The sequence below is a fragment of the Streptomyces sp. AC512_CC834 genome (assembly GCF_019049325.1).
In the GTDB taxonomy this organism is placed as follows: Bacteria; Actinomycetota; Actinomycetes; order Streptomycetales; family Streptomycetaceae; genus Streptomyces.
Genome location: NZ_JAGMUO010000044.1, coordinates 48336 through 69706, shown reverse-complemented (window position 1 = coordinate 69706; position 21371 = coordinate 48336). Strand labels below are relative to the sequence as shown.

The window sequence follows — 21371 nt, the reverse complement described above, 5'->3', positions numbered from 1 at the left end:
GGGATCAGTGCTGCCTTCCGTTGCCAGGGAGTCGTAGGAGTCGTCGAGGTCGTAGAGGTCGTAGAGGTCGGGGGAGTGGTTCGTGCCGCGTGTCTACGGGGCGTCGGGAAGCCTGCCAATGAGCGAGTCGAGGTGGTCGAGCCAGTCGTCCGCCGTACGGACCGCCCACCCGGCGTCGGCGTAGGCCTTGTCGCGCCGGAGGGCTTCCTCGTCGTCCTCGCCGTGCGGTACGGCGACGACGGCGACCCGGACGCCGGGGTCCTGCCAGGCGAAGTCGGCCGGCCAGCCGCGCTCACCGAGCTCGAAGCCGAAGACGGGGGCCCGCTTGCCCTGTTCGGCGAGTTCGCGGGCGAGCCGGGTGAGCGCCGAGTCCGGCTCGTCCTCGTCGAGCAGGGGAAGGATCTCCTCGTCCCAGACGGCGTCCCGCAGCAGCCGGGCGACGGCCCGCTCGGCCGCGGAGCCGCCGGCCTTCGCCTCGGGTCCGGCGGTGGCGGACGGCGCGTCCCGCTCCACCGCCGTCGGCAGCTCCCGCGGCCGGTATACGGCGATGAGCGAGTCGAGTTCACCGATGCCGCCGGTGACGGCCAGCACGTCGACCGGGAACGCGGACGCACGGCTGCCGGCCAACTGGACGCCGTCCCCGCCGGCGAACGCGAGGAACTGCAGCAGGTTCGACCAGTAGAGCCAGGCACGCCAGCGCAGCTTGTGCTCGTCGGTGCCCAGGACCTCGTCACGGTCGTCCAGTACGGCGAGCGCGCTCCACCGCACCGCGTTCGGGTCCTCGCCGTCGCTCGCGTCGACGGTGAAGAGGAGGGGCAGACCGTACGCGTCGGTCGCCCGGAGCACCAGGACGGCCCCGTCACCCGTGACCGGCTCCGCGGACGACGGCTCGCCGCCCGCGCCGTACGCGTCGAGCGCGGACCTCAGCACCTGACGCGTCTGGGCGCGGTCCGCCTGCATCGCCAGCGCGGCGGGCTCGGCCATGAGGCCGCCCACCAGGGCCCTGGCTCGGCGCCCCCACCGCTCCTTGACCGGCTCTCGCAGATAGGCGAGGAGTGTGTCGACGGGGTTGGCGAACGCGGCCTCGGTGAGGTCGGCGCGCTCGCCGCCCATCTCCTCGTACCAGTCCCTGGCCGTGTCCTGCGCGCTGCGCGGGTACGGCGGCCAGACCGGTTCGGCCCTCGCCGCCTCGCGCTTCTCGAACAGTTCCAGGTCGTCCCAGGTGAGCTGGAAGACGACATGGTTCCTGCCCCGCAGATGGTTCCGCTTGTCGCAGTCCCCGGCGATCCGGTTGTGCGCGCGGGTGGCGTGGTAGCGGTGGCCGTCGAGGTAGACGGTGACGTACTCCTTGGGGCCGTCCGTGGACTCGAAGGTGAAGTCGGTACGGGTGAACTCCATGTCCCGCTGTGCGGTGAGCCGCCAGTTGGCGCCCTGGCTGAAGCGCAGATAGCCGCTGGCCGTGCTGCTCTCCTCCAGTACGGCGTCCCGCTCCCCGCCGGTCCAGGTCCGCAGGGCGGCCAGGAACCGGGCCTCCAGATCGGACTCGACCTGCTTGTCCAGGCCGATCAGATCCGTGCTGGGCAGCTCCGCGACCTTCCACAGGTCGATGGGCCGCCCGTCCTCGTCGAGCACCGGCTGGCCGTCCTGGTCGACCGGGCCCAGCAGGTCGTTGATGATCCCCAGGGCCTCGAGACGCGACACGGTGTCCTGGTGCCGCTCCTCGGTGTAGCGGTGCAGGCAGCGGTGGCACGCGAGCCGTCCCTCGTCGCGGCACGGGCACGTCAGCAGCGCCTGCCGCGCGTCGGCGAGGGCCGCCCGGAAGTGCGCCGGGTCGGTGAGCCGGTGCAGGTAACCCGTGCCGCCCGGCAGCCGGTCGTAGAGCACCAGGAAGTGCCGCGTCTCGCCGGTGCCCTTGTCCGGCATGCGCGCCAGGGTCGCGTCCAGATGCTGCGGATCACCGCCGAAGTGGTGGTCGACGCCCAGCCGCAGCGCCGCCCGGAACGAGTGGATCTTCTCGTCGACCAGGACCGTGGCGGCCGGCAGCAGCACCCGCAGCGCCTCGGTGCGCAACTGGTGGGCCAGCAGCACCGGTTCCTGCGCCACGTCCTGCGGCCTCTTCCCCCGGCGCAGCGGACACCACGGCTGGTGGTGCTTCAGCTTGGGGTTGCGCGCCGCCGCGGAGTCCAGGGCGTCGGTGTCGTGGTCGAAGACGGGCCGCCCGTCAGCGGTCGCCGCGCCGCAGCCCGTGCACACGTGGAACGGCGCCATCCGCACGCTGTGCCCGGCGAAGTCGTCCTCCGCCTTCGCGTCGAACCGCATCGGGCCGACGTTCACCCGCCGGATGACCGCCTTGCGGCAGAAGTCGATGCCGAACGTCTGCGTCTCGTGCCGCCAGGAGGTCCTCGGCTCGATGTCCTCCAACGCGATGTCGACCGCGTCGATCACCGTGTAGTACCGCTGCTCCCGGTCGTCCTTGTCGTCGCTGATCCGGGCGTCCTCGCGCTTGTCCCGGGAGGTGACGACGGCGGGCTCGACGACCTTGTGCAGACAGGACCCGTCGTCCGCGATCCGGGCGCTGCGGCAGCGCGGGCACGGCGAGCGGTCGGTCTCGGCGTTCTGGGTGCGCACGTACCCGCACTCCTGGCAGAACCGCCACAGCCGCCAGTCGGGATCGGTCGCGGTCCCGATCTCCAGACCGGTGACCTGGTGCTTGTAGCCGTTGACGTAGAACGTGTTGCCCGGCGCGAACTCGGACAGGGCGTAGCGGCGGGGCCGGTCGTAGGCGCGCGGCTTGAACCGGTACGTCTCCCGGCCGGTCCTCTCGTCGACGCCCTCCGGCCAGTACAGCGTGGCGTTCAGCGTGGTCACCGCGTCGATGAGCGCGTAGTTCGGCAGCAGTCCGAGGTCGCACAGGGCCTGCTGGGCCGTGGTGAGCCCGAGCGACAGCAGCCGCTTGCCGACGGACCGGTGCTCGGCGTCCAGTTCGGCTTTCTGCCGTGCCTGTTCGTCGTCGCTGTCGTGCAGTTCGTCGCGTGCCTCGCCGATCAACTTCAACCGCCGGCGAAGTACCTCCTCACCGCGCCGCCACTGCCGCTCGGCCTCCTCCACCGCGCTGCGCAGGGTGCGGACCGCGTACTCGCGCAGTTCACCCCGGGCCTGGTCGCTCACGCCGCTGGGGAACAACTCCAGGAACCCGTCGACCAGTTGACCGCCACGGACGAGGGCGGCCTCGACCAGGTCGGTGAGGTAGCCGGAGGGTCCGAACAGCTCCGGAGCCCTGGCGGGGATCGCGGGCAGCGGCCTGCCGTCGGGGCGCGGCAGTCGCCCGCGCGCGGCCAGGTCCAGCAGATGCGCCAGGTACTGGCGGCGCAGGATCTCGATCGCCGACAGATGGCTGCCCGGCGGCACGATCCGGCCGGCGATCATCTCGCGCGGTTGGTCCAGGAAGTACAGGTCGCGACGGCTGCGGTCGGGAATCGTCAGCAGGAACGCGTTGCCCGTACGCCGCCCGGCCCGGCCCACCTGCTGGGCGTAGCCGGCGGGCCGGCGCGGCAGCGCGGCCAGCACGACGGCGGACAGGTCGCCGATGTCGATGCCCATCTCCAGCGTGGGCGTGCAGGAGAGCACATTGGGGTCCTTGAACCCGGTGCCGTGCTTGAACGCCGTCTCGACCCGCTCCCGTTCCGGCCGGGTGAGCATGCCGGTGTGCTCGGCGGTGACCACCTGGTAGGTGCCCGCCTTGCGGTACAGCCGGCGGTAGTAGTCGTCCCGGTAGTTCCGGTCCCGGTGGTGCACACCCAGCTCCTCCGGCCGGTTCCCGGCGACCAGCCTGCCCCGCCGGCAGCGGTACGACGGGCACGGCTGCCCGTGCCACTGGTCCAGCAGCTCCGGGTGGACCGTCTGCTCCCAGAAGCAGACCGGGCAGCGCACGAAGGCCTCGTTGACGACGTCGTCGGCGAGGAGCCGCACGTCGACCGCGCCCGGCTGCAGCCCGTACACGCGCAGGCTGCTGTCGGCCGGGGTGCGCACCGACAGCAGCCCGGCCGTGACCAGTTCGGGCAGCAGCCGGTTCCAGAACCCGGCCGTCTGCTCGCGGGGCAGGTCGAGGCAGCGCTGCGCCCAGCGCTCGTACCAGGACAGCCGCCCCGTCGCGAAGTCGAACTCGCTGTTGGTCTTGGGCTGGTCCAGGAGGAACACCGGGGCCGCGACGCCCCGGGGGAAGGCGCGCATGCCGACCGGCCGCTTGCCCCAGATGAAGTAGCGGCTGGTCCCGGCCTCCTTCAGGTATCCGTCCAGCCACTTGTGCCCGATCGCACCCCTGGTGCGCAGCCGCTCCAGCAGGATCCGCAGGAACGCGAGATAGCGGGCGTCGTCCTGCTCGACGGGCGGCAGCCCGCCGCGCCGGCCCTCCTCGGCCAGGTGCGCGTCCTTCACGAGCGCGACCGCCGCGGCCACGTCCGCGATACGCACCTGGGCCGCCGCCGTCCGGGTCAGCTCCAGGGTGCGGCCGTTGCGGGACCGGAACCCGAACTCCATCAGCGCCTCGAACGCGAACCGCTCACCGATCAGGTTCCACGTCCTGCGGTCGCCACCCCGCCCCTGACCGGACAGCAACCGCTGAACGCCTCGGATGTCGTGCAGGTCGGTCGGCACCACGGCGGCGAGCGTCGTGCGGTCGGTGGTGGCCGCGACGACGTCCGCGATCAGGTCGTTGAGCGCGGTCGGCCGCTCCTCCGACAGGTGCTTCTTGAACAGGGCGCGCAGGGAGAAGGTGTACGAACGGGAGGCGACGAACCCGGCCCGGTGCGCGGCGTCCTGCACCGAGTCGTTGAACATCAGCGTCTTGTCCTCGCCCTGTTCCTCGTCCAGCTCACCCCCCGTGAACAACTGGGTGACCGAGGCCGCCGCGAGCGCCGCCGCACCCGTGCCGAGGAAGCGGATCGTGTTGCGCGACCCGCACGCCGGGCACCAGTCCTCCTCGGCCGCCGTGTTCGCCGTCTCGCCCAGATTGACCAGGACGAAGGCCGAGTCGCTGGTGGCCGGGCGCGGCTCCCCGGTCGAGGGGTCGAAGTCCCTGACGGGATCGGGCAGCCGCAGCGTCCGGTTCGGCCCGTCCAGCACCCGCAACTGCCCGCCCCGGCCGGCGGAGAGCGCGGACGTGGCCCGTCCGCCGTCCGCCCCACGCCCGGCCGACGCCATCGGCGCGGCACCGGAGCCCTCCTTGGCCTCGGCGTCCGTCGCCGCGATCAGATTGCGTACCCGCATCTTGTCCTGGCTGACCGAGGCCCGCCGGATCTTGTGCGAGTCGACCTGGACGTGGGTGTCGTCCGTCTCCGGGGAGAACACCGCCCAGCCCGAACGCCCGCAGTCACGGCAGTAGACGGCGGGCAGGAACAGGTTCGCGGCCTGGCCCGCCGTCGCCGTGGTGACCGGCGCCGTCCGGGCGTGCTGGTCGCTCTGCCGGTCCGCCGCACCGGCCGCGTCCCACTGGAACTCCGCCTTCGGCCACGGCAGCACCCCGCGTACGAGGCGGGAGACCGAGCGGGCCCACTGGTGCACCTCCATCTGCACCAGGGGCCGCGGACGCTCCGGCGTGGACTCCGGGTCGCGGGCGACCGCCAGCAGCGCGACGAACCGGGCGAGGGCGGAGGCGGCGACCTCCGGCCGCTCGGTGATCGTCTTCCCCCAGGACCGCGCGCCCTTGCGCCACATCAGGTCGAGCACTTCACCGGTGGTACGGACCTCACCGTCGAGCGCCTGCATGACGGCGGAGGTCAGCGTCTGCCGCTTCAGGTTCCGGCCGAGGAGGAACGGGTCCGGGTCACGGGTGCCGGTCACCGTCTCGACGAGATCGGCGAACTCCTCCGCACCGAGGGACGGATCGGGCAGCAGCGCCAGCTCGTCGGGGGAGGGGTCCGGCAGCGCCGGATCGAAGTCGTCCGACGGAATGAACGCGTCGACGCTCTGCCGGTCCTCACCGATGATCGCGTCCTCGGTGAACCCGGTCCCGAAGACCTGGGCGGCCACGTCGAGAAGCTGGCGCACGCCGTCGCCGTCCGTACCGGACGCGAGCGTCGCGGAGGTGGCGACCGGGCAGATCCGGCCCAGCGGGTTCCCCGGCTCCGACGCCCCGACGGCGGCGGCCAGGCGCCGCAGCAGCATCGCCACATCGGTGCCCTGGGCGCCGTCGTAGGTGTGGAACTCGTCCACGACGACGTAGCGGATGTCCGCGCCGTTCCACAGCGCGGCGTCCTGGGAGCGCTGGAGGAGCAGGTCCAGCATCTTGTAGTTCGTGATGAGGATGTCCGGCGGCGACACCCACATGTCGGAACGGCGGGTGTACACCCGGTCGTACTTCGTCTCCGCCCGGTCACCGATGTACAGGCCGGCCCGGAGCTTGCCGAGGTCGGCGTCGTGCTCGCGGAGCAGGTCGTTGATGCGCTGCGCCTGGTCGGTGGCGAGCGCGTTCATCGGGTACAGGAAGACGGCCTTGACGCCGGTGTTCCCCGCGTCGCGCTCGCGGGCGCAGTGGTCCAGGACCGGGTAGAGGAACGACTCGGTCTTGCCGGATCCGGTGCCGGTCGTGACGAGTGTCGGCCGGGGCGTACGCCCACCGGCCGACGACAGCCGCTCGAACGCCCTGGCCTGATGGGCGTACGGGGTCCAGTCGTCCGTACGCCGCCAGTCCAGCAGCTCCTTCCAAGAGTCACCGGCCTGCGTGAACGGCGTCCGTATCCGCAGGAACGGCCCCCGGAACATCCCGGACGTCTCGTCCCCGAGGAACCGGTGCAGCGACTCCCGGGCGCCCTCGTCGGTCAGCGCGTAGGTCGTCGACAGGTACTGGAGCAGGCTCTCCTTGAGCCCCTGCGCTTCGAGCGTCGGCCTCACGACTTGGGCACCTCCTGCTTCACCGGGTCCCACTCACCCCGGTCGACGGCTTCGTCGAGACGCTTCTGGAAGTAGGCGTGCGCTGCGCGCATTTCGGTCTCGCGGTCCGCCTTGTGGAAGGGGGCGGTGTAGCCGTCGGGGGCGGGGGTGTTGTCGGGGTCGGCGAGGTAGGCCTGGAACTGGCCCCAGGTTTCCTTGGTTTGGCGCTGGCCGATGGTGCGGGCGTTACCGGCGAGCTTCCATCCCTCGGCGTCGAACCAGGTGACGGCCTCGTACTTCTGCAGCACGGGGAAGCGGCCCCGGTAGGCGGCGATGAGGGCTTCGGCGTCCATGCCTAGCCAGACTGCTACGAGGGCGTCGATTTCGACTAGGGCTGCGCGGCGGGCGCGTTCGGTGCGGAGGGGGGTGTCGGGGCGCCAGTCGGGGGTGACGTCGTGGAGGGGGTGGAGGCCGGGCCAGGGGAGGGCCCAGGGTTCGTGGGTGAACCAGGTGGGGTCGTAGAGGCTGGACCAAAGTTCGGAAAAGACCTCTGTGAGACAGTTCAGGCGCAGTGTTCGAAGTAGCAGCGCAGAAGCTAGAGGGTGGGCGCGCCGTATACCTGGCATAGCTCGAACGCCTGTACCGCGCAAATGGCCGCGTCCGCTAATTCTCAGCAAATAGTCCGTGGGCAGCGAGGCCCAGAAGCCCGCGACGAGAGTCGTGGACCGGACATCTTCCAGCACCAGTGAGTTCACGTTGTCTACGTGCGCTGCCCCGGGAGGGACGAGCGCCGCATACAGCGCTCGTTCGGTGTTGGGAGCGATCATGCATCTCCAGGCCAACCGGTAGAAAGTGACGTAGCGTCGCCGTGACCGCTCGACAAGCAGAGCATCGATCTTGAAGGGATCTGCCTCGGCATGGGGCACATGGTCAGCACGGGCAACCTGCTGACGCGCGCGGTGAAGGGCCTTCTCCTCCGAGCGCAGCCGCTTTAGTGCCGCGTGGTCGAGCCAGCGATCCTGAGCTTTGAGGTATGCCTGACTACGTTCCTTCGCTCGCACATACTCCGTGTCGGGTACGAAGTCGGAGGGAAGCGCCACCAAGTCAGCCCCGTATGGATCGTTGCTGTTGGCGTCGTGGCGCTTGAAGATCGGTGTGGCCACGCTGATTTGCGTACCCTTGAGGACTACATGGCGCCAGCGGTCCGGCTGGTACTCCAGACCAGTGGAAGCGTCCGGACGGTTGTAGTCGATCAACTTGTCCCTCTTGGCTCCGCTCTCGTGGTAGCCAGGGCTAATCTGCGGCGAGAGAGCCCCCAACCGCAGCGGATAGTCCGCCAGCGCACCGATCGCGCTGGCTTCCGCTGTGCTCACGGGAAACAGCAGTCGGGCCCGTGCGTCCGGCTCGTCTTCTTCGTCCAGCAGTCGCTGCCAGACGGCCAGCAAATCCGTATCAACGCGGACGACCCGCGACCGGTGCGGACGCTCGTCGAACTCGCCGTTGCGGTAGCGGACACCGGGTACCTCACCGCTGCCGTCATGCTCAGCCGAGAAGCGCAAGGCGTCTGCCGACACCAGCCAGGACAAGTGGTCGAACCCGATCTTCTGCTGGTGGCCGTACACGTGCACGCCGAAGTGGGCGGTGTGCCCAACGGGCTCAGGGAAGAACCGCTGCCCCGAGTTGACGAAGTCGCCGTGAATGCGAAGCCGACGGTAGGCGGCTTCTCTCAGAGCACCTTCCTTGTCGCCCGTGAAGTGGGTGTCTGGGTGCACCAGCCCCGTCGTTCCCGACGCCGACGCGTGGGCCCACACCTGGCACATGAAGGCCCTGTACAGGTCCGGTTGCGTGCCTGTCAGCAGGGGATAGGCCTGCGAGGCACCGAAGACCGCGACCTGCCCGCTGACGTTGGTCAGCTCATCCAGCACGTACTGATGTGCCTTCGGCAGTCGTAGAAGCTCGGCCCGCCGCTCCTCCTTCTCCGTCGTCGACGCCCGTTCCGTAAGTTCGAACCACGGCTCGTGCTCCGCCAGCACCGACCCCTCGTTCCACCGAGGCCGCACCCACGGCGGATTACCCACCTGCAAGTCGAACCCACCGCCCAGCGCGAAGACCAGCGCGAAGTCCAACTCCCAGTGCAGAAAGCCCTGTTCCTCCGCGATGTTGGTGACCGTGTGCATCCAGGGGAACCGGGTCTCCGGGTCCGCGAGGTCCATCCCCATCAGGTGGGGGAGGTTCTTCTCGAAGTCTTTGAGCGCGTCCAGGTTGTCGAACTCGGTGACCAGGTTCTCCTCGTCGGGGTCGACCGTGCCCAGCAGGGCCTCCAGGAAGTCCAGCCAGTCGTCCAGTTCGACCAGCGGGATGGTGTTCCGCCACGTTCGCCGCTTGGACTGCTTCTGCGCACCGCGTTTGGACTGACCGCTCGCCTCCACCGTCTGGAGGTCGATCAGCGGCTCGTCCTCCGCCACGTCGGACACCAGCGTCTCCTGCGTCGGCCCCGACGCGAACAGCATGGTCTGCTCGGTGAAGCGTGGCCCCGGGACCGTTGCCGACGTGCCCTCGACGGCCCCGCCGACCAGCGGCACACCCAGCAGGTCACCCAGCGCGTCAGCCGTGGCCACCGGCGCCGCCGCCTCGTCGTACACCCCGTCCGTACCGTCCAGGACCGACGCCTTGTCCGCCGGCCAGAACCACAGCGCACACCACGCGTCCATGACCTTCTTCAGGCGCCAGTACGGCGTCTCGGTCGCCAGGAACAGGTCCGCCATGACCTGCTCCTTCGGCACCGCACCGGCCGCCGTGCGCAGGAAGCCGTACTCGGAGTCGTCCAGCCCGGCACCCCACACGTCGACCTTTCGCGCGATCGCCTCCTCGGAGAGCCGCATGCGCTTGATGACGAGCGACCACAGGAACTCCGCCCGCTTGGCCGCGTCCCGCAGCCGCGTGAACTGGGAGGAGGCTTCACGCCTCGGCTTGCCCGCCTTGTCGAGCTTAGGCGTCCCGTCCTTGTTGACGTGCGCGGTACTGCGCTTGGGCCGCTGGAGGACCCCCTTCTTCCAGGCGGCCAGCTGGGCGACCTCGGCCTTGGCGAGTTCCTTCGCCTCCTTGGAGCCGGTCACCGCCGCCCACCCGGGGCTAGGCAGCAGGAACTGGTGCACCGCGTCCTCGGGCAGCGGCTGCGGCTCGCCGTCCTTGAGGAACGGCAACGGCGTCGGCGCGAGCGTGTTCTTCGCCGCGAGCCAGGCCTTCGCCGAGGAGGCGACGTCCTCGCCCGCGTACACCGCCCGCCGCCCGCCGATCAGCGAGTTGCCCCGCCGCAGGTGCAGCCCGAACCACGGTGCCCGCATCCCCGGGTGCATGGTGTTGAGCCACAGCGAGACCTCCGCCAGCTCCACGCCCGTGGCGTTCAGGTCGACGCCGTACGCGTTGTGCAGGGCGACATACGCCTTGACCTTCTGCTTCTCCGTCAGCGCGTCCGAGGCCGGGATGGAGACGCCCAACTCCTCCTGGCGCCGCCGCAGATACTCCTCGGCGACCTGGTTGATCGCCTCGTTGAGGAATGCGCCGGAGCCCAGCGCGGGCTCGCAGATCTTGTACTTCAGCAGCTCCGAGGCCCGCGTGCGGACGACCTCGCCGTTCTCGTCGCGCTCCTGGTCGAGGCGGTGCTTGAGCGCCAGTTCGACGGTGACCTTGGTCAGCGACTCGGGGGTGTAGTACGAGGCGGACGTCTCGCGGTCGCGGCCCGCCAAGCGGTAGACGAACTCACCCACCTTGTACTTCTTCGGCCCGCGCAGGCCCTTGACCGCGTCGTGCTCGTCGTACTCGACCCAGGTCTTCTCCGGGTACTCCTTCAGCCGGTGCGCGGGCACCAGCCAGGAGCCCTTCTCCGGGGCACCGCCCTTGGCGACCTCGGACAGCTCCTCCTCGGCGATGATGCCGGTGTACGACATCAGGCCCTCGTACACGGCGCCAAGCTGGTTGATGCCGAGGTTGCGGTAGGAGATGAAGCCACCGCGCTCCCCGCGCCGCTTGGCCTTCTTCATGGTCAGCAGCCGCAGCACCTCGTGCAGGGCGCTGTTGCGTAGCCGCAGGTCCAGCCACCGCGGCTCGGCGTCCTCGTCCGAACGGGGATCGAGGACACCCTGACCGATCAGCCGGATGGACTTCGGCTCGAAGAGTTCGCTGCGCAGCGGCTCGAAGCGCAGGCCCCGGTCCTCGCTGCGCCGCTTCGCCTTGAGCTTGCGGGTCTCCTCGTCGTCGTCCGGAAGCTCGTCGTCGGGTTCGGTGCCGTACGGGCGGTGGCCGTGGTTGACCTTGTTGAACAGGACGTCCAGGGAGGCGAAGAGGTGGTGGCCGTTCCTGGCCTCCTCCTCGACGAGCTGCTCGTCGCGCTCGACGAGTTCCCGCAGCCGCGCCACCGAGTAACCGGCCTCGTAGGTGCCGTCGTCGGCGGGCAGGATACCCAGCTCGGGGCGGGCCTCGGCATACAGCAGGAACAGGATGCGGTAGAGGTAGCGCAGCGATTCGCGGGTGAGTTCCTTGGCGAACGGCAGCCTCGGGTCCTCGATCCGGCGCGGCTCGACACCGGCGCAGTCCAGCCGGGCCAGGACCTCGTTCGCGATGATCTCGACCGAGCGCTGCAGTCCCTCGCGCAGCTCCCCGGAGACACCGACCGCGTTGTCGCGGGAGGCCTTGACCAGGGCGTCGATGCCCGGTCCCTTGCCGTCCTCGGCGGGGGCGAGCGTCTCATGGCTGAACAGGGCGGCGATGGTCGCCAGTTCACCGCCCTGCTTGCGGTCGTTTCGCTCCAGCGCGGCGTCGAGGTTGGCGGCCAGGAAGCGGCCCTCGCCCCACACCTGGCGGTCGGCCAGGACGATCACGCCGCCGCACAGCAGCAGCACGAAGCGGGGCGGCTCCCCGCCCGGCTCGCCCGGTTCGCTGTGGAAGAGCCAGGTGGCGAGGGACTGGCCGGTCTCGTAGCTCTCGCTGCCGCTCACCCGCAGCGGGTGCAGCAGCCGGCCGGGGCCCTCCGCGTCCAGGGCCATGTCGTTCCCGGCGGCCCAGCCGCACTCGACGGCCACGATGCCGTCGCCGTGCCAGGCCGTGGCCACGGTGTGCTCGCGCCCGGCGCGGTGGACGGTCAGCTGCCGCCGCTCGGGGGCACCGGAGAAGCCGAGGGCCGCCAGCACCCTGTCGTGCCAGGCGCTGAGCCGCTCGCGCCAGTCGCCGTCGTTGTGGGTGTTGAGGCGGGCTCCGGCGGCGGCGCTGTTCTCGTCGGCGTCGTCCTCGGCGTCCAGCTTGGCGCGCTGGGCGAAGAAGTTGCGGAACTCCTCCGACAGGTACGTGCCCCGCAGGGCGCGGACCGTCTCCCTGGGGGTGGGACGCGGGTCCTTCTCGTCGGTCTCGCGCACGGTCCAGGTGGCGAGGAGACCCTTCTTGAGGTCCTGGCCGAGCTGTTCGGCGAAGTAGTGGGCCGACAGGTACTCGCCGCGGTTGGAGAAGGAGTCGAAGTCGGTGCTCATCGGGTGGTGGTCTCTCCGGCAGCGGCGGACAGGGGCTCCAGGACGCAGAGCAGGCGCAGCATGGGCGCCCCGGAGGTCTTCAGCGACTTGATCAGCGTCTTGCGGCGGCTCGCCGTGAGGTTCACGTCGTTTCGGCCCTTCGCCGAGCGGGCGGAGGCGAACAGGGCGTCCTGCTGCCACCGCGTCACGCGCTTCTCGTACGGGTCGAGCATCTCCTCGATCCGCCGCGCGTACTCGGCCTCCTGCTCGCGCAGGTACCGCGCGGCCTCGTCGACTGCCTGCGGAACGAACTGCCGCAGTGCCTCGCGCTCGTCCTGGGGCACGGCGCGGCCGGGCATTTTCGGGCCGACGCCGCACGCGGCGAGGAAGGCCGCGTCCACGCGCACGACGCGCGGTGCGTCGGGCAGGCCGACGACGGCCATCCACTCCACCACCGTGGGACGGCCCAGCGCGTTGGAGTGGATGCCCTGCATCAGGTAGACCGGGCCGGAGAGTTCGGCCGGCAGCCGGGGGTCCAGCTTGGCCGCCGCGGCGGCGTCCGGACGGTGGGCGAGGACGAACGCCTCGTCGTGGCGCAGGGACGCCAGGGCCTTGTCGGTCACCCAGTCCAGGACGGGATGCACGTCCGAGACGTAACTGACGTTGGGCCACTGGGTCTTGGACGACTCGCGGGCCGCCTTCAGCCGCTGATCGCCGAGCCGCTTGTCGAAGGTGATGCGCAGCCGGCCGGGGGCCTTGCCCGTGGGCAGGATGTGCTGTTCGGTCAGGTACGACTTGGGCAGCGCCTTGAAGCGGTACTGGAGGTCGGCCGGCGGCTCGAACGCGATGGTGCCGTCGTCCTCGTGGCGCAGCTTCAGCTCGTTGTCCGCGCCGGTGGGGCAGATCTGACGCAGGGCCTCCTCGAAGTAGGCGGAGGTGGAGCGGAACACGCTCGGGACGGTCGCGTAAGCCAGGTCGTCCTGGGCCGACTTGGAGCCGATGTTGCCCATCATCCTTCTGAGCATCGACGGCGCGCCGCCGCTGGACCGCTTGATGGACTCCTCCACGGTGCGGCCGGCCAGCAGGTCGCGCGTGAGGCGGTTCTCCTCCTCCTGCGCCCGGTACAGGCCGGTGACCGCCTCGGCCGAACCGTCGATGCGGTGCGCCTCCTGCTCACGCCCGAGGAGCTTCGCACCGACCAGCCGGTCGTCGAGCGGCAGACCCTCCCCGGTCTCCGGGGCGTGGCGCCACTCCACGTCGCTGGTGAGCACCAGGGCGCGGAACTGCGGCTTCTCCTTCTGCCCGTAGCGGTCGATACGGCCGTTGCGCTGCTCGATGCGGATCAGGGACCAGGGCAGGTCGTAGTGGATGAGCTGGTGGCACTCCTGGTGGAGGTTGACGCCCTCGGAGGCGACGTCGCCCGTGAACAGGATGCGCACCGGGTCGTCGCGCAGCCCGAACTTCTCGACGATCCGTTTCTGTTCGTCCTCGTTGGTGGCCTCGCCGTGCATGACCTGCACCGCTCCGCCGTACACCAGCCAGGGCCGGTTCTTCTTCTCGCTCGCCTCGACACTGCCGCTCTTCTGAAACCCGAGCCGGGCGGGGACGGCCTCGGCCAGCCACGTCAGCGTGGGGATGCGCTCGGAGAAGACGACGACACGGGTGTCCGAACCCGGACCGACGCCGATCTTCTCCAGCTGCTCGACCAGCGCGTCCAGCTTCGCGGAGTCCTCGTCCCCGATCTCGCCGGCCAGCCGGTCCAGCTCCACGATCGCCTCCCGCTCGACCCGCAGGGCGGCCTCGCGGGCGGCCAGGTCCTCGCCCTTCCTCACCTTCGCGGGCCTGGCCAGGTAGTGGCGCCGTGCCTCCAGCGACTTCTGGAGCGCCTTGTGGGAGGAGAGGAAGGCCTTGAAGAAGTTGTAGGCGGCGAGCGGATCGGCGCAGACCGAGGAAGCGGCCGGATCGCGCGGGATCCAGCGGGCGGACAGCTCCTCGAAGACCGCGCGCTCCTTCTCGGTGGCCTGTGCGGGGACCGGCTCGGACGGGCCGCGGTCGGCCCACACGCCCTTGAGGGAGTCCCGCACCTCCCTGTCCGTTTTGGTGCGCCGGATGTACAGGTGGTCGAGGTCCTTCACCTCGTACTCCGACGGGTCCGCGATCGCGGCCTCGTCCAGCATCCTGATCAGCTCGGCGAACGACTCGCCGTCGCCGTTGTGCGGAGTCGCCGAGGCGAGGATCAGCGCGTCGGTGCGGCGGGCCAGCAGGCGGGCGAGGTCGTTGTTCTTCGTGCCGCGGTTGACCAGGTTGTGGGACTCGTCGATCACGACGGCGTCCCACTCGGTGGAGTCGAGGTGGTGGGCGTACACGTCGCTCTTGAGCGTGTCCACGGAGATGATCGCCCGCTTGAAGTACGCGAACGGGTTCCGCCCCGCCGGGATGTCCTGCTGGATGCGCTGGATGCCCGTGGAGTCGAGCCGCACGAGCGGGATGGAGAACCGGGTCCACAGCTCGCGCTGGAACTGCTCCAGGACATGGGCCGGCGTGACCACGAGAATCCGCTCACCCCGCCCGCGCCGGATCAGCTCGGCCAGCAGGATGCCGATCTCCAGCGTCTTGCCGAGGCCCACGACGTCGGCGATGAGCACGCGCGGCTGCGGGTTCTTCATCGAGAGGGCGAGTTCGGCCGGCCGCAGCTGATGGGTCTGCTTGTCCATCAGGAAGCCGTCGGCCAGCGCGAGCCCGTGCTCGGTCTGGGGCAGCGCCGTCTTGCGGATCACGGCCTCCAGATAGAGGCGCGCCTTGCGGTGGTTGGGGGAGTCGTCGGCGACCAGCTCGGTCTTCCGCGGGTCGAGCACCTGGATGTCGTCGAGCAGGCTGTAGAAGACGGCGTCCGTGCCCCGCACGAACGAGGAGACGCCGGTGACCTCCACCATCCAGCCGTCCCGCGCCGTGGGCGCGACCTTCCGGACGAGCCACTGCTCGTCACGGATCCGGACCTGGGCACCCGGCGCGTAGGCGACCGACCCGCCGCCCGGTCGTGCCACGTCCCCCGACGCGTCGAGGGCGATTCCGTCCTCGCTCACGGCGTCGAGCACGCCCTGGCCGTCACCGGCTTCCGCAACGGTGGTCACGTGCTCTTCCATGTCCCGCCCTCGATCTTCCTGGACCACCGTCGTACACGGTTCGTCCGCATTCATGCTGCCTACAAGTACCGCGCGCCACTGACACCGCCCCCACGGCGTCCCCGGAAGCTGGGCTCAGAGGCCGGGCTGCGCGGCGTACCGGCTCCGCAGCTCCTCGGCCACACGCAGTGACGCGGGCGGCCGTCCCGGCTTCCGGGGCACGGGGACGGGCGCGGGGACCTCGACCACCGGGGCAGGGGGCGCCGTGCTGTCCGCCGACGAGTCGGGCACGTCGGCGGCCTCGGAGGCGTCTTCCTCGTGTGGCGGCTCCGGTGCGGCCGGTGAAGGGCTGTCCAGCGGGCTGTCCGACGCGTCCTCGTCGAGTGCGACCGCCTGTTCGGCGAGCCGCTCCCACACGACCGGCGGGTCGTTTCCGGGTGGTGGTGCCGTTTCGTCCGTCGCGGTGGCGTCGATCAGGGCGTGCCGGGCCTCCATGGGGGACAGGCCCGCCGAGGCCAGCACGCTCGTGCATCCGGCCATCACCGCGTCGAGGGAGGGCCGGTCGGCCGGGTCGTGGGCCAGCATGGAGCCGATCAGCGGGACCAGGGGCTGGGGGAGGCCGCTCAGATCCGGGGCCTGGTCGGGGTTGGCGACCTGCCCGACGATCGCCTCCCAGCGCGCCCCGTCAAAGGGATAGTGCTCGGTGGCTGCGTACAGCAGGACCGTGCCGAGCCCGTACACATCGGCGGACTCCTTGACCTTCGTGCGTCCAAGAGCCTGCTCGGGCGGCATGCAGCGCACGGTGCCGATGATCATTCCGCTGTGGGACAGGGTGTCCTTGGTGGTGTCCAGGAACGCCCCGAGGCCGAAGTCGATCAGGATGGGGCCGTACGCGCCCAGCATGACGTTCTGCGGCTTCAGGTCCCGGTGGAGCAGTCCCACCGCGTGAACGGCCTCAAGTCCCTCCGTCAGCAGGGCACCGAGGCTCGCCACCAAGGGGGCGGACAGCGGACCGTGCCCGTCGACGTACGTCAGCAGCGTCTGGCCCGGTACGTACTCCATGGCCAGCCACGGGCGCTCCGCGTAGGGGTCGGCGTCCAGGAACCTGGCGACCCGGTTCGTCCCCACCACCGTCCTGGCGATGAGAGCTTCCTTCTCGAAGCGCGCACGAGTGACAGGGTCTAGCCGGTCCGGGCGGATCAGCTTCACCGCGACCGGATCACCGGCGGGCGAGAAGGCCAGATAGACCTCACCCATTCCCCCCGAGCCCAGCTCCTGTTCGACCACATATCGGCCGATTTGCTCGGGAGCCCCGTTCATGAACCGTGCGTATCCTCTCGTTCACCGCGTGCCCCCCAGGCGGCGCCTTCACCGGATCTACACCTTAATCCCAAAGGTGGGCACGGTCACCCTCCCCGGGGGCTGGGGAGGGGCCGCGCCACGCATCAGATCCGGCCGCGCCCGAGATCCGCGAGGAACCCGGACCATGCGCTCCGCGGGAACGCGAGCTGAGGCCCACCGCGTTCCTTGGAGTCCCGTACGTGTATGACGGTCGAGTCGGGGGCGATTTCGACGCATTCGCCGCCGTCCCCGCCGCTGTAAGTGCTCTTGAACCAGTGGAGCTCGTTGGGCTGTCGGATGTCCATCAGTCTCCCCGCAGCTTCTCGATCAAGGCTGAGGATTCAGCCGGGTTGAGCGCCTGTCCTCGGATGCTTCCGTAGCGTGCGGCCAGCATACGGACCTCCTGGGGATCTGTGATCAGACGATTGATGCTCTGGAACTCTCCATATCCGACCTGTGGTTTGCCCTTCGGCGTGAGGAGGATGAACGGCCCTTCCATGCCTGCGTGCCCTTGGCAATCCAGTGGAAGCACCTGAATCTCCACATTTCGCAGCTTCCCCAACTCCAAAAGCTGCGTCAGTTGTTCCTGCTGTACCGTCTGGCCGCCGATCTCCCGGCGCAGCACCGATTCTTCGATCACCGCTGTGACCATCGGCGGAGGCCAGCACGTCAGGATCTGCTGACGGTCGAGTCGCGCGGCCACCCGCTGCTCAATCGTCTCTTCGTCCAGGAACGGACGTCGTGCCGTGAAGATCGTCCTGGCGTACCCCTCTGTTTGCAGGAGGCCTGGCATCGTCAAGGTGCTGTAGAAGCAGATCTCCTCCGCCTCCGCCTCCAACCGCGCATAGTCACGGAACCACTCCGGATGCCGCACCCTCCGCCGAGTCTTCGCCCGTTCCACGTCCTCCGCCGCAGAAGCCAGCAGGCCCCCGCACTCCAGCAACGTGTCCACGGCGACCAGCAGTTCGGGCTGAGGCGTCCGCCGTGCCCGCTCGACCGAGGAGATCGTCTCCTCCCCGTACCCGAGCCGGTCGCCCAGCTCCTTCTGACTCAGCCCGGCCCGTTCACGCGCGACCTTGATCTGGCGGCCGAGGGCCCGGAACAGGTCCGCGACCTCGTCCGTGCCGTCCGTCTCACCGCCCGTGGGAACCCCCGCACCCGCCTGCGCCGTCATGCCGCACCACCACCCTGTTCCTTGTGCTGAGGACGAACCGGCGACAGCACGGTCAGGTCATGGCCGTACGCCCGTACTTCGCACCGTCCGCACCGGGACAGTCACCCTGCGTACCGCCCGGAATGCTCCACACGGTAGGACCACTCGGTCACCCTCGGTGATGTGAATCAGGAAACTGTCACCGCTCCAGGTGAACCGACCGTCGGCACAGACCACTTCCGCACCATGTTCCCCACCACCGCGCGGGGCGCGCATACCGCACGCCACGCCGCCGAACGCTGGCTCGCCACACACCGAGGACAGCGGGAGCCGGTGCCCACCGACGACGGCATGGCCACAGCCTCCCTCCTCATCGCGGAGCTGACCGCGAACGCCGCCCTGCACGGCCGGGTGCAGGGCAGGAACGCACGCCTCGCCCTGACCCTGACACCCACGACCCTGCGGATCGAGGTCACCGACGCGCGGGGCGAACGTCTGCCCGTGCCGCCCCTGGACGTCGAGGCCGACGCCGACGGCGAGTCCGGGCGGGGCCTGCTCCTCGTCGCCTCGCTCGCGGATGCCTGGGGCTGCGAGGCGTACCCGCCGGGCGGCAAGACGGTGTGGGCGGAGTGCGCCCGGCGGACATCCGTCAGGACGTGCCCCGGCCCTCCCAGCGGTCCCGGAACCACGTCAGCGTCTCGGTGAGGAGCTCCCGGTTGCGGTCCTTCTCCAGCAGGGACAGCCGGATGTTGGGGCGCAACTCCAGCTTGCCCTCCGGGATGTCGACGCCGTCCAGAGCATTGAGGCGGGTGAGGAGTTCGGCGCGCAGCGCGCGGTCGGTGAACGGCTCCCGCGCGGCGAGGTACTGGAACACCACCTCCGCGGTGCTGCCGCGTCCCGCGCCGGGGTAGAGCGTCATCGGCCAGATGCCGCGACCGGGCCCGCCGACCTCGCCGAGCATGAGGTACGCGCTCGTGGTGACATGTCCCGCGCCGTTCCCGATCCAGCCGCCCAGCCCCTCCCAGTGGGCGAGGAGCGCGCGGACCGCTTCGACCGTCTCGGGCGAGTCGTCCGCGGCGAGCTGGCGGAAGAAGCGTTCGGCGCGGGTCTCCTCGCCCGGTGCTTCCGCGGTTCCGTCCTGAGCGGTGTCCTCATCGTCAGCCCGGTCGTCGTCCGTGCCGGCGAGCAGCGCGGCGAGGTCGTCGGCGGTGAGCCGCTGGGCCGGGTCGGCGGCCCCGGTGGCCGTGAAGCGGACGCCGTCAGCGGCCAGTCGGACGCGGACGTCGTCACTTCCGGTGTCCTGGGGCGCCGCCCACCGGAAGCCGTCGGAGACCTTGCCCTCGGAGGTGAGGACCCGGTACGCGTTGGCCACGCCAGCAGTGTTGGCCAAGTGGTTGCCCACGGCCTGGGCGCCGGAGCCGAGGAACGCGGCGAGGTCGCCGTACGAGGTCCAGGTGCCGTGGGGGAGCGCGGCGAGGACCTGGTGGGCGAGCTGCCAGTCACGGCTGCGTTCCGCACGGCCGACTCCGCGCAGCGGGGCCGGCCACAACGCGACCGCACGGTCGGCGAGTTCGTCGGCGCGGGCCAGGATCTCGCGCACGCCCCAGCGCTCGGTGGCGGCGATGCGGCGGTTCATCTCCAGATGGCTGCCGCCCAGCAGATCCTGCTTGCGCTCGAAGGGGTGATTGGACAGCTCCGAGTTGACCGCGGTGAGTGTCAGGTTGCCGAGGGTGTGCTGGAACCGGGCGTGCAGTTCCTCCGCGGTCTCGTCGTCGGACGCCTCCTCGCCCAGCACGCGCAGCCACTCGTCGCCGGGCGACTGCGGCATGACGTGCTCCACGGTGAGCTGCGCGGCGGCGAAGTCGACCGGTTCGGGATGCCCGTAACTCTCCTCCAGCCGTTGCAGCACCAGTTTGCGCTGCTGCCACCGGCCGTATTGGTAGAACGGCGCCTTCCGGACCTTGTCGCGCAGTTCGGCGTCGTCGGGCCAGAAGCGGTTCTCGGAGGAGAGGAGCTGGTGCAGCCCCTCGGTGACAGGCACGTCGAGCGGAAGCTGACCGGGCACGGCCTGGAAGATCCGGTTGAGGTTGTTGGTCGGGACCCGGCAGATCATCCGGCGGACGAGGAAGCTCTCGATGTACGCCATGGCGCGAGCGGTCTCGGAGGAGTCCAATTCCCCGCGCTCGCGCCGGTCGAGCAGCAGCATCAAGGCGGGGTAGGTGACGGCCGCCTGCCATGCGTCAAGGCGGTGGAGCGCGGCCCGGACCTCGGAATCGGGTTCCTCGTCGGGGTGCAGCAGCCGGCGGAAGAGGGCGCTGTGACGGTGGAGTTCCCTGATGTACGCCTCGATCTCCGCCTCGCCCTTCCTCGGGCTCTCGAAGCGCTTCTGCTGGGCGGCGTACAGGTCCTGACGGCGGACCCGGTCGTCTCCGTCCAGCACGAGTTGCAGCCACATGAGCTGTTCCAGCTCGTCGTTGCTCAGACTGTTCTGCAGGGGCAACCAGTAGGTCTCGTAGACGTGCTCGCCGCGCGTTGTCAGCCGCATGAAAAGGTAGTTGCGCAGCAGGTCGGCCTGGCTCAGCTTGAGGCCGGTGTTGTTGAGTGACTCGAAGATGCGATGCACGTTGTCGCCGGGTTCGGCGGTCACCGCCACCAGCGTGAGCCGCGAGGTGATCGCCTGCTCGATGCGGAACACGTCCTGCGGAGCTGCCGGGTCGTCCGCCTCGACGAGCTTCTTGCGGAAGAAGGCGTAGGCCGTGGCGACACCGCTGCCGGCGGCCTGCTCGGTGAGGGGACCGCGGATGTGCGCGGCGAACTGCGGCCGGTCAGCCTGCGTCGGCAGTAGACGGAGGTGGTCGTGACCGCTCTTCCGCTTGTTGATCAGGTATTCCTCGTTGATGCGCTCGGCCTCGTCCGGCTCGGTGTCCGCGACGTGGTCGCGGAGGGCAGCCAGGGCCAGGGACAGCGTGGTCAGCCGCTGCTGGCCGTCGACGACGAGCCAGCGGGGGAATGTCGCCTCGTTCTGCGGTGACGGCGCGAGCACGACCGAACCGAGGAAGTGCGTGCTGGCCTTCTCCTCTTCGGACTCGAGCAGCTCGGCCTGTTCCAGGATGTCGTTCCACAGCTGTTTGAGGTGCTTCTCGGTCCAGGAGTACGTCCGTTGATAGAGCGGCACCTGGAACTGCTGGGCCCTGCCCTGCACGAGATCGGCGAACAACGTTTCCTTGGCCTGCATATGGCCCCCTTGGTCCTCGGTCGTCCGCCGCCGATTACATCAGGCTCGGCCGACCTCGTAATCGCCCACTGGGCGAGATGTCCGAGGAACGGGCGGGCGGCGCCCAACCCGTACGTACAACAGGGGAGCCCCGTATCCGCCATGCCGCCGACTCT

General features: G+C 70.0%; 8 protein-coding genes. 1 reads left to right on the top strand and 7 read right to left on the bottom strand.

All coding sequences use genetic code 11. From position 1 onward, the window contains the following. Positions 1–93: 93 nt before the first annotated feature. The 6 genes from KUM40_RS17760 to KUM40_RS17735 form a co-directional block, all read right to left on the bottom strand. Entirely contained in the window at positions 94–6888 is a 6795-nt protein-coding gene (locus tag KUM40_RS17760) for a DEAD/DEAH box helicase (protein ID WP_217166972.1), read from the bottom strand. Next, positions 6885–12386: a hypothetical protein gene (locus KUM40_RS17755; protein ID WP_217166971.1), complete on the bottom strand. Its 5502-nt coding sequence runs from the start codon at positions 12384–12386 to the stop codon at positions 6885–6887. Before KUM40_RS17755 ends, KUM40_RS17760 begins: the two co-directional genes overlap by 4 nt. Further along, a complete protein-coding gene (locus KUM40_RS17750) occupies positions 12383–15496 on the bottom strand; it encodes a DEAD/DEAH box helicase (protein ID WP_308401177.1) in 3114 nt (1037 codons plus the stop codon). The genes KUM40_RS17755 and KUM40_RS17750 overlap by 4 nt, the downstream gene beginning before the upstream one ends. A gap of 126 nt (positions 15497–15622) precedes the next feature. Then, complete coding sequence (locus KUM40_RS17745; protein ID WP_217166969.1) at positions 15623–16807, bottom strand: serine/threonine-protein kinase; 1185 nt, start codon at positions 16805–16807, stop codon at positions 15623–15625. Positions 16808–16932: 125 nt separating this feature from the next. After that, positions 16933–17133, bottom strand: coding sequence for a DUF397 domain-containing protein (locus KUM40_RS17740; RefSeq protein WP_217166968.1), 201 nt, complete (start codon positions 17131–17133; stop codon positions 16933–16935). Then, positions 17133–18002 (bottom strand): helix-turn-helix transcriptional regulator, encoded by an 870-nt coding sequence (locus KUM40_RS17735; protein ID WP_217166967.1) that lies wholly within the window; start codon positions 18000–18002, stop codon positions 17133–17135. The genes KUM40_RS17740 and KUM40_RS17735 overlap by 1 nt, the downstream gene beginning before the upstream one ends. Positions 18003–18164: 162 nt before the next feature. Here KUM40_RS17735 and KUM40_RS17730 point away from each other — a divergent pair, with 162 nt between their 5' ends. Then, complete coding sequence (locus KUM40_RS17730) at positions 18165–18686, top strand: ATP-binding protein (RefSeq protein WP_217166966.1); 522 nt, start codon at positions 18165–18167, stop codon at positions 18684–18686. On the opposite strand, the gene KUM40_RS17725 is transcribed toward KUM40_RS17730, so the two are convergent. Then, positions 18631–21216: a DUF262 domain-containing protein gene (locus tag KUM40_RS17725; RefSeq protein ID WP_217166965.1), complete on the bottom strand. Its 2586-nt coding sequence runs from the start codon at positions 21214–21216 to the stop codon at positions 18631–18633. The two genes, KUM40_RS17730 and KUM40_RS17725, sit on opposite strands and share 56 nt — an antisense overlap. Between the last annotated feature and the right edge of the window lie 155 nt (positions 21217–21371).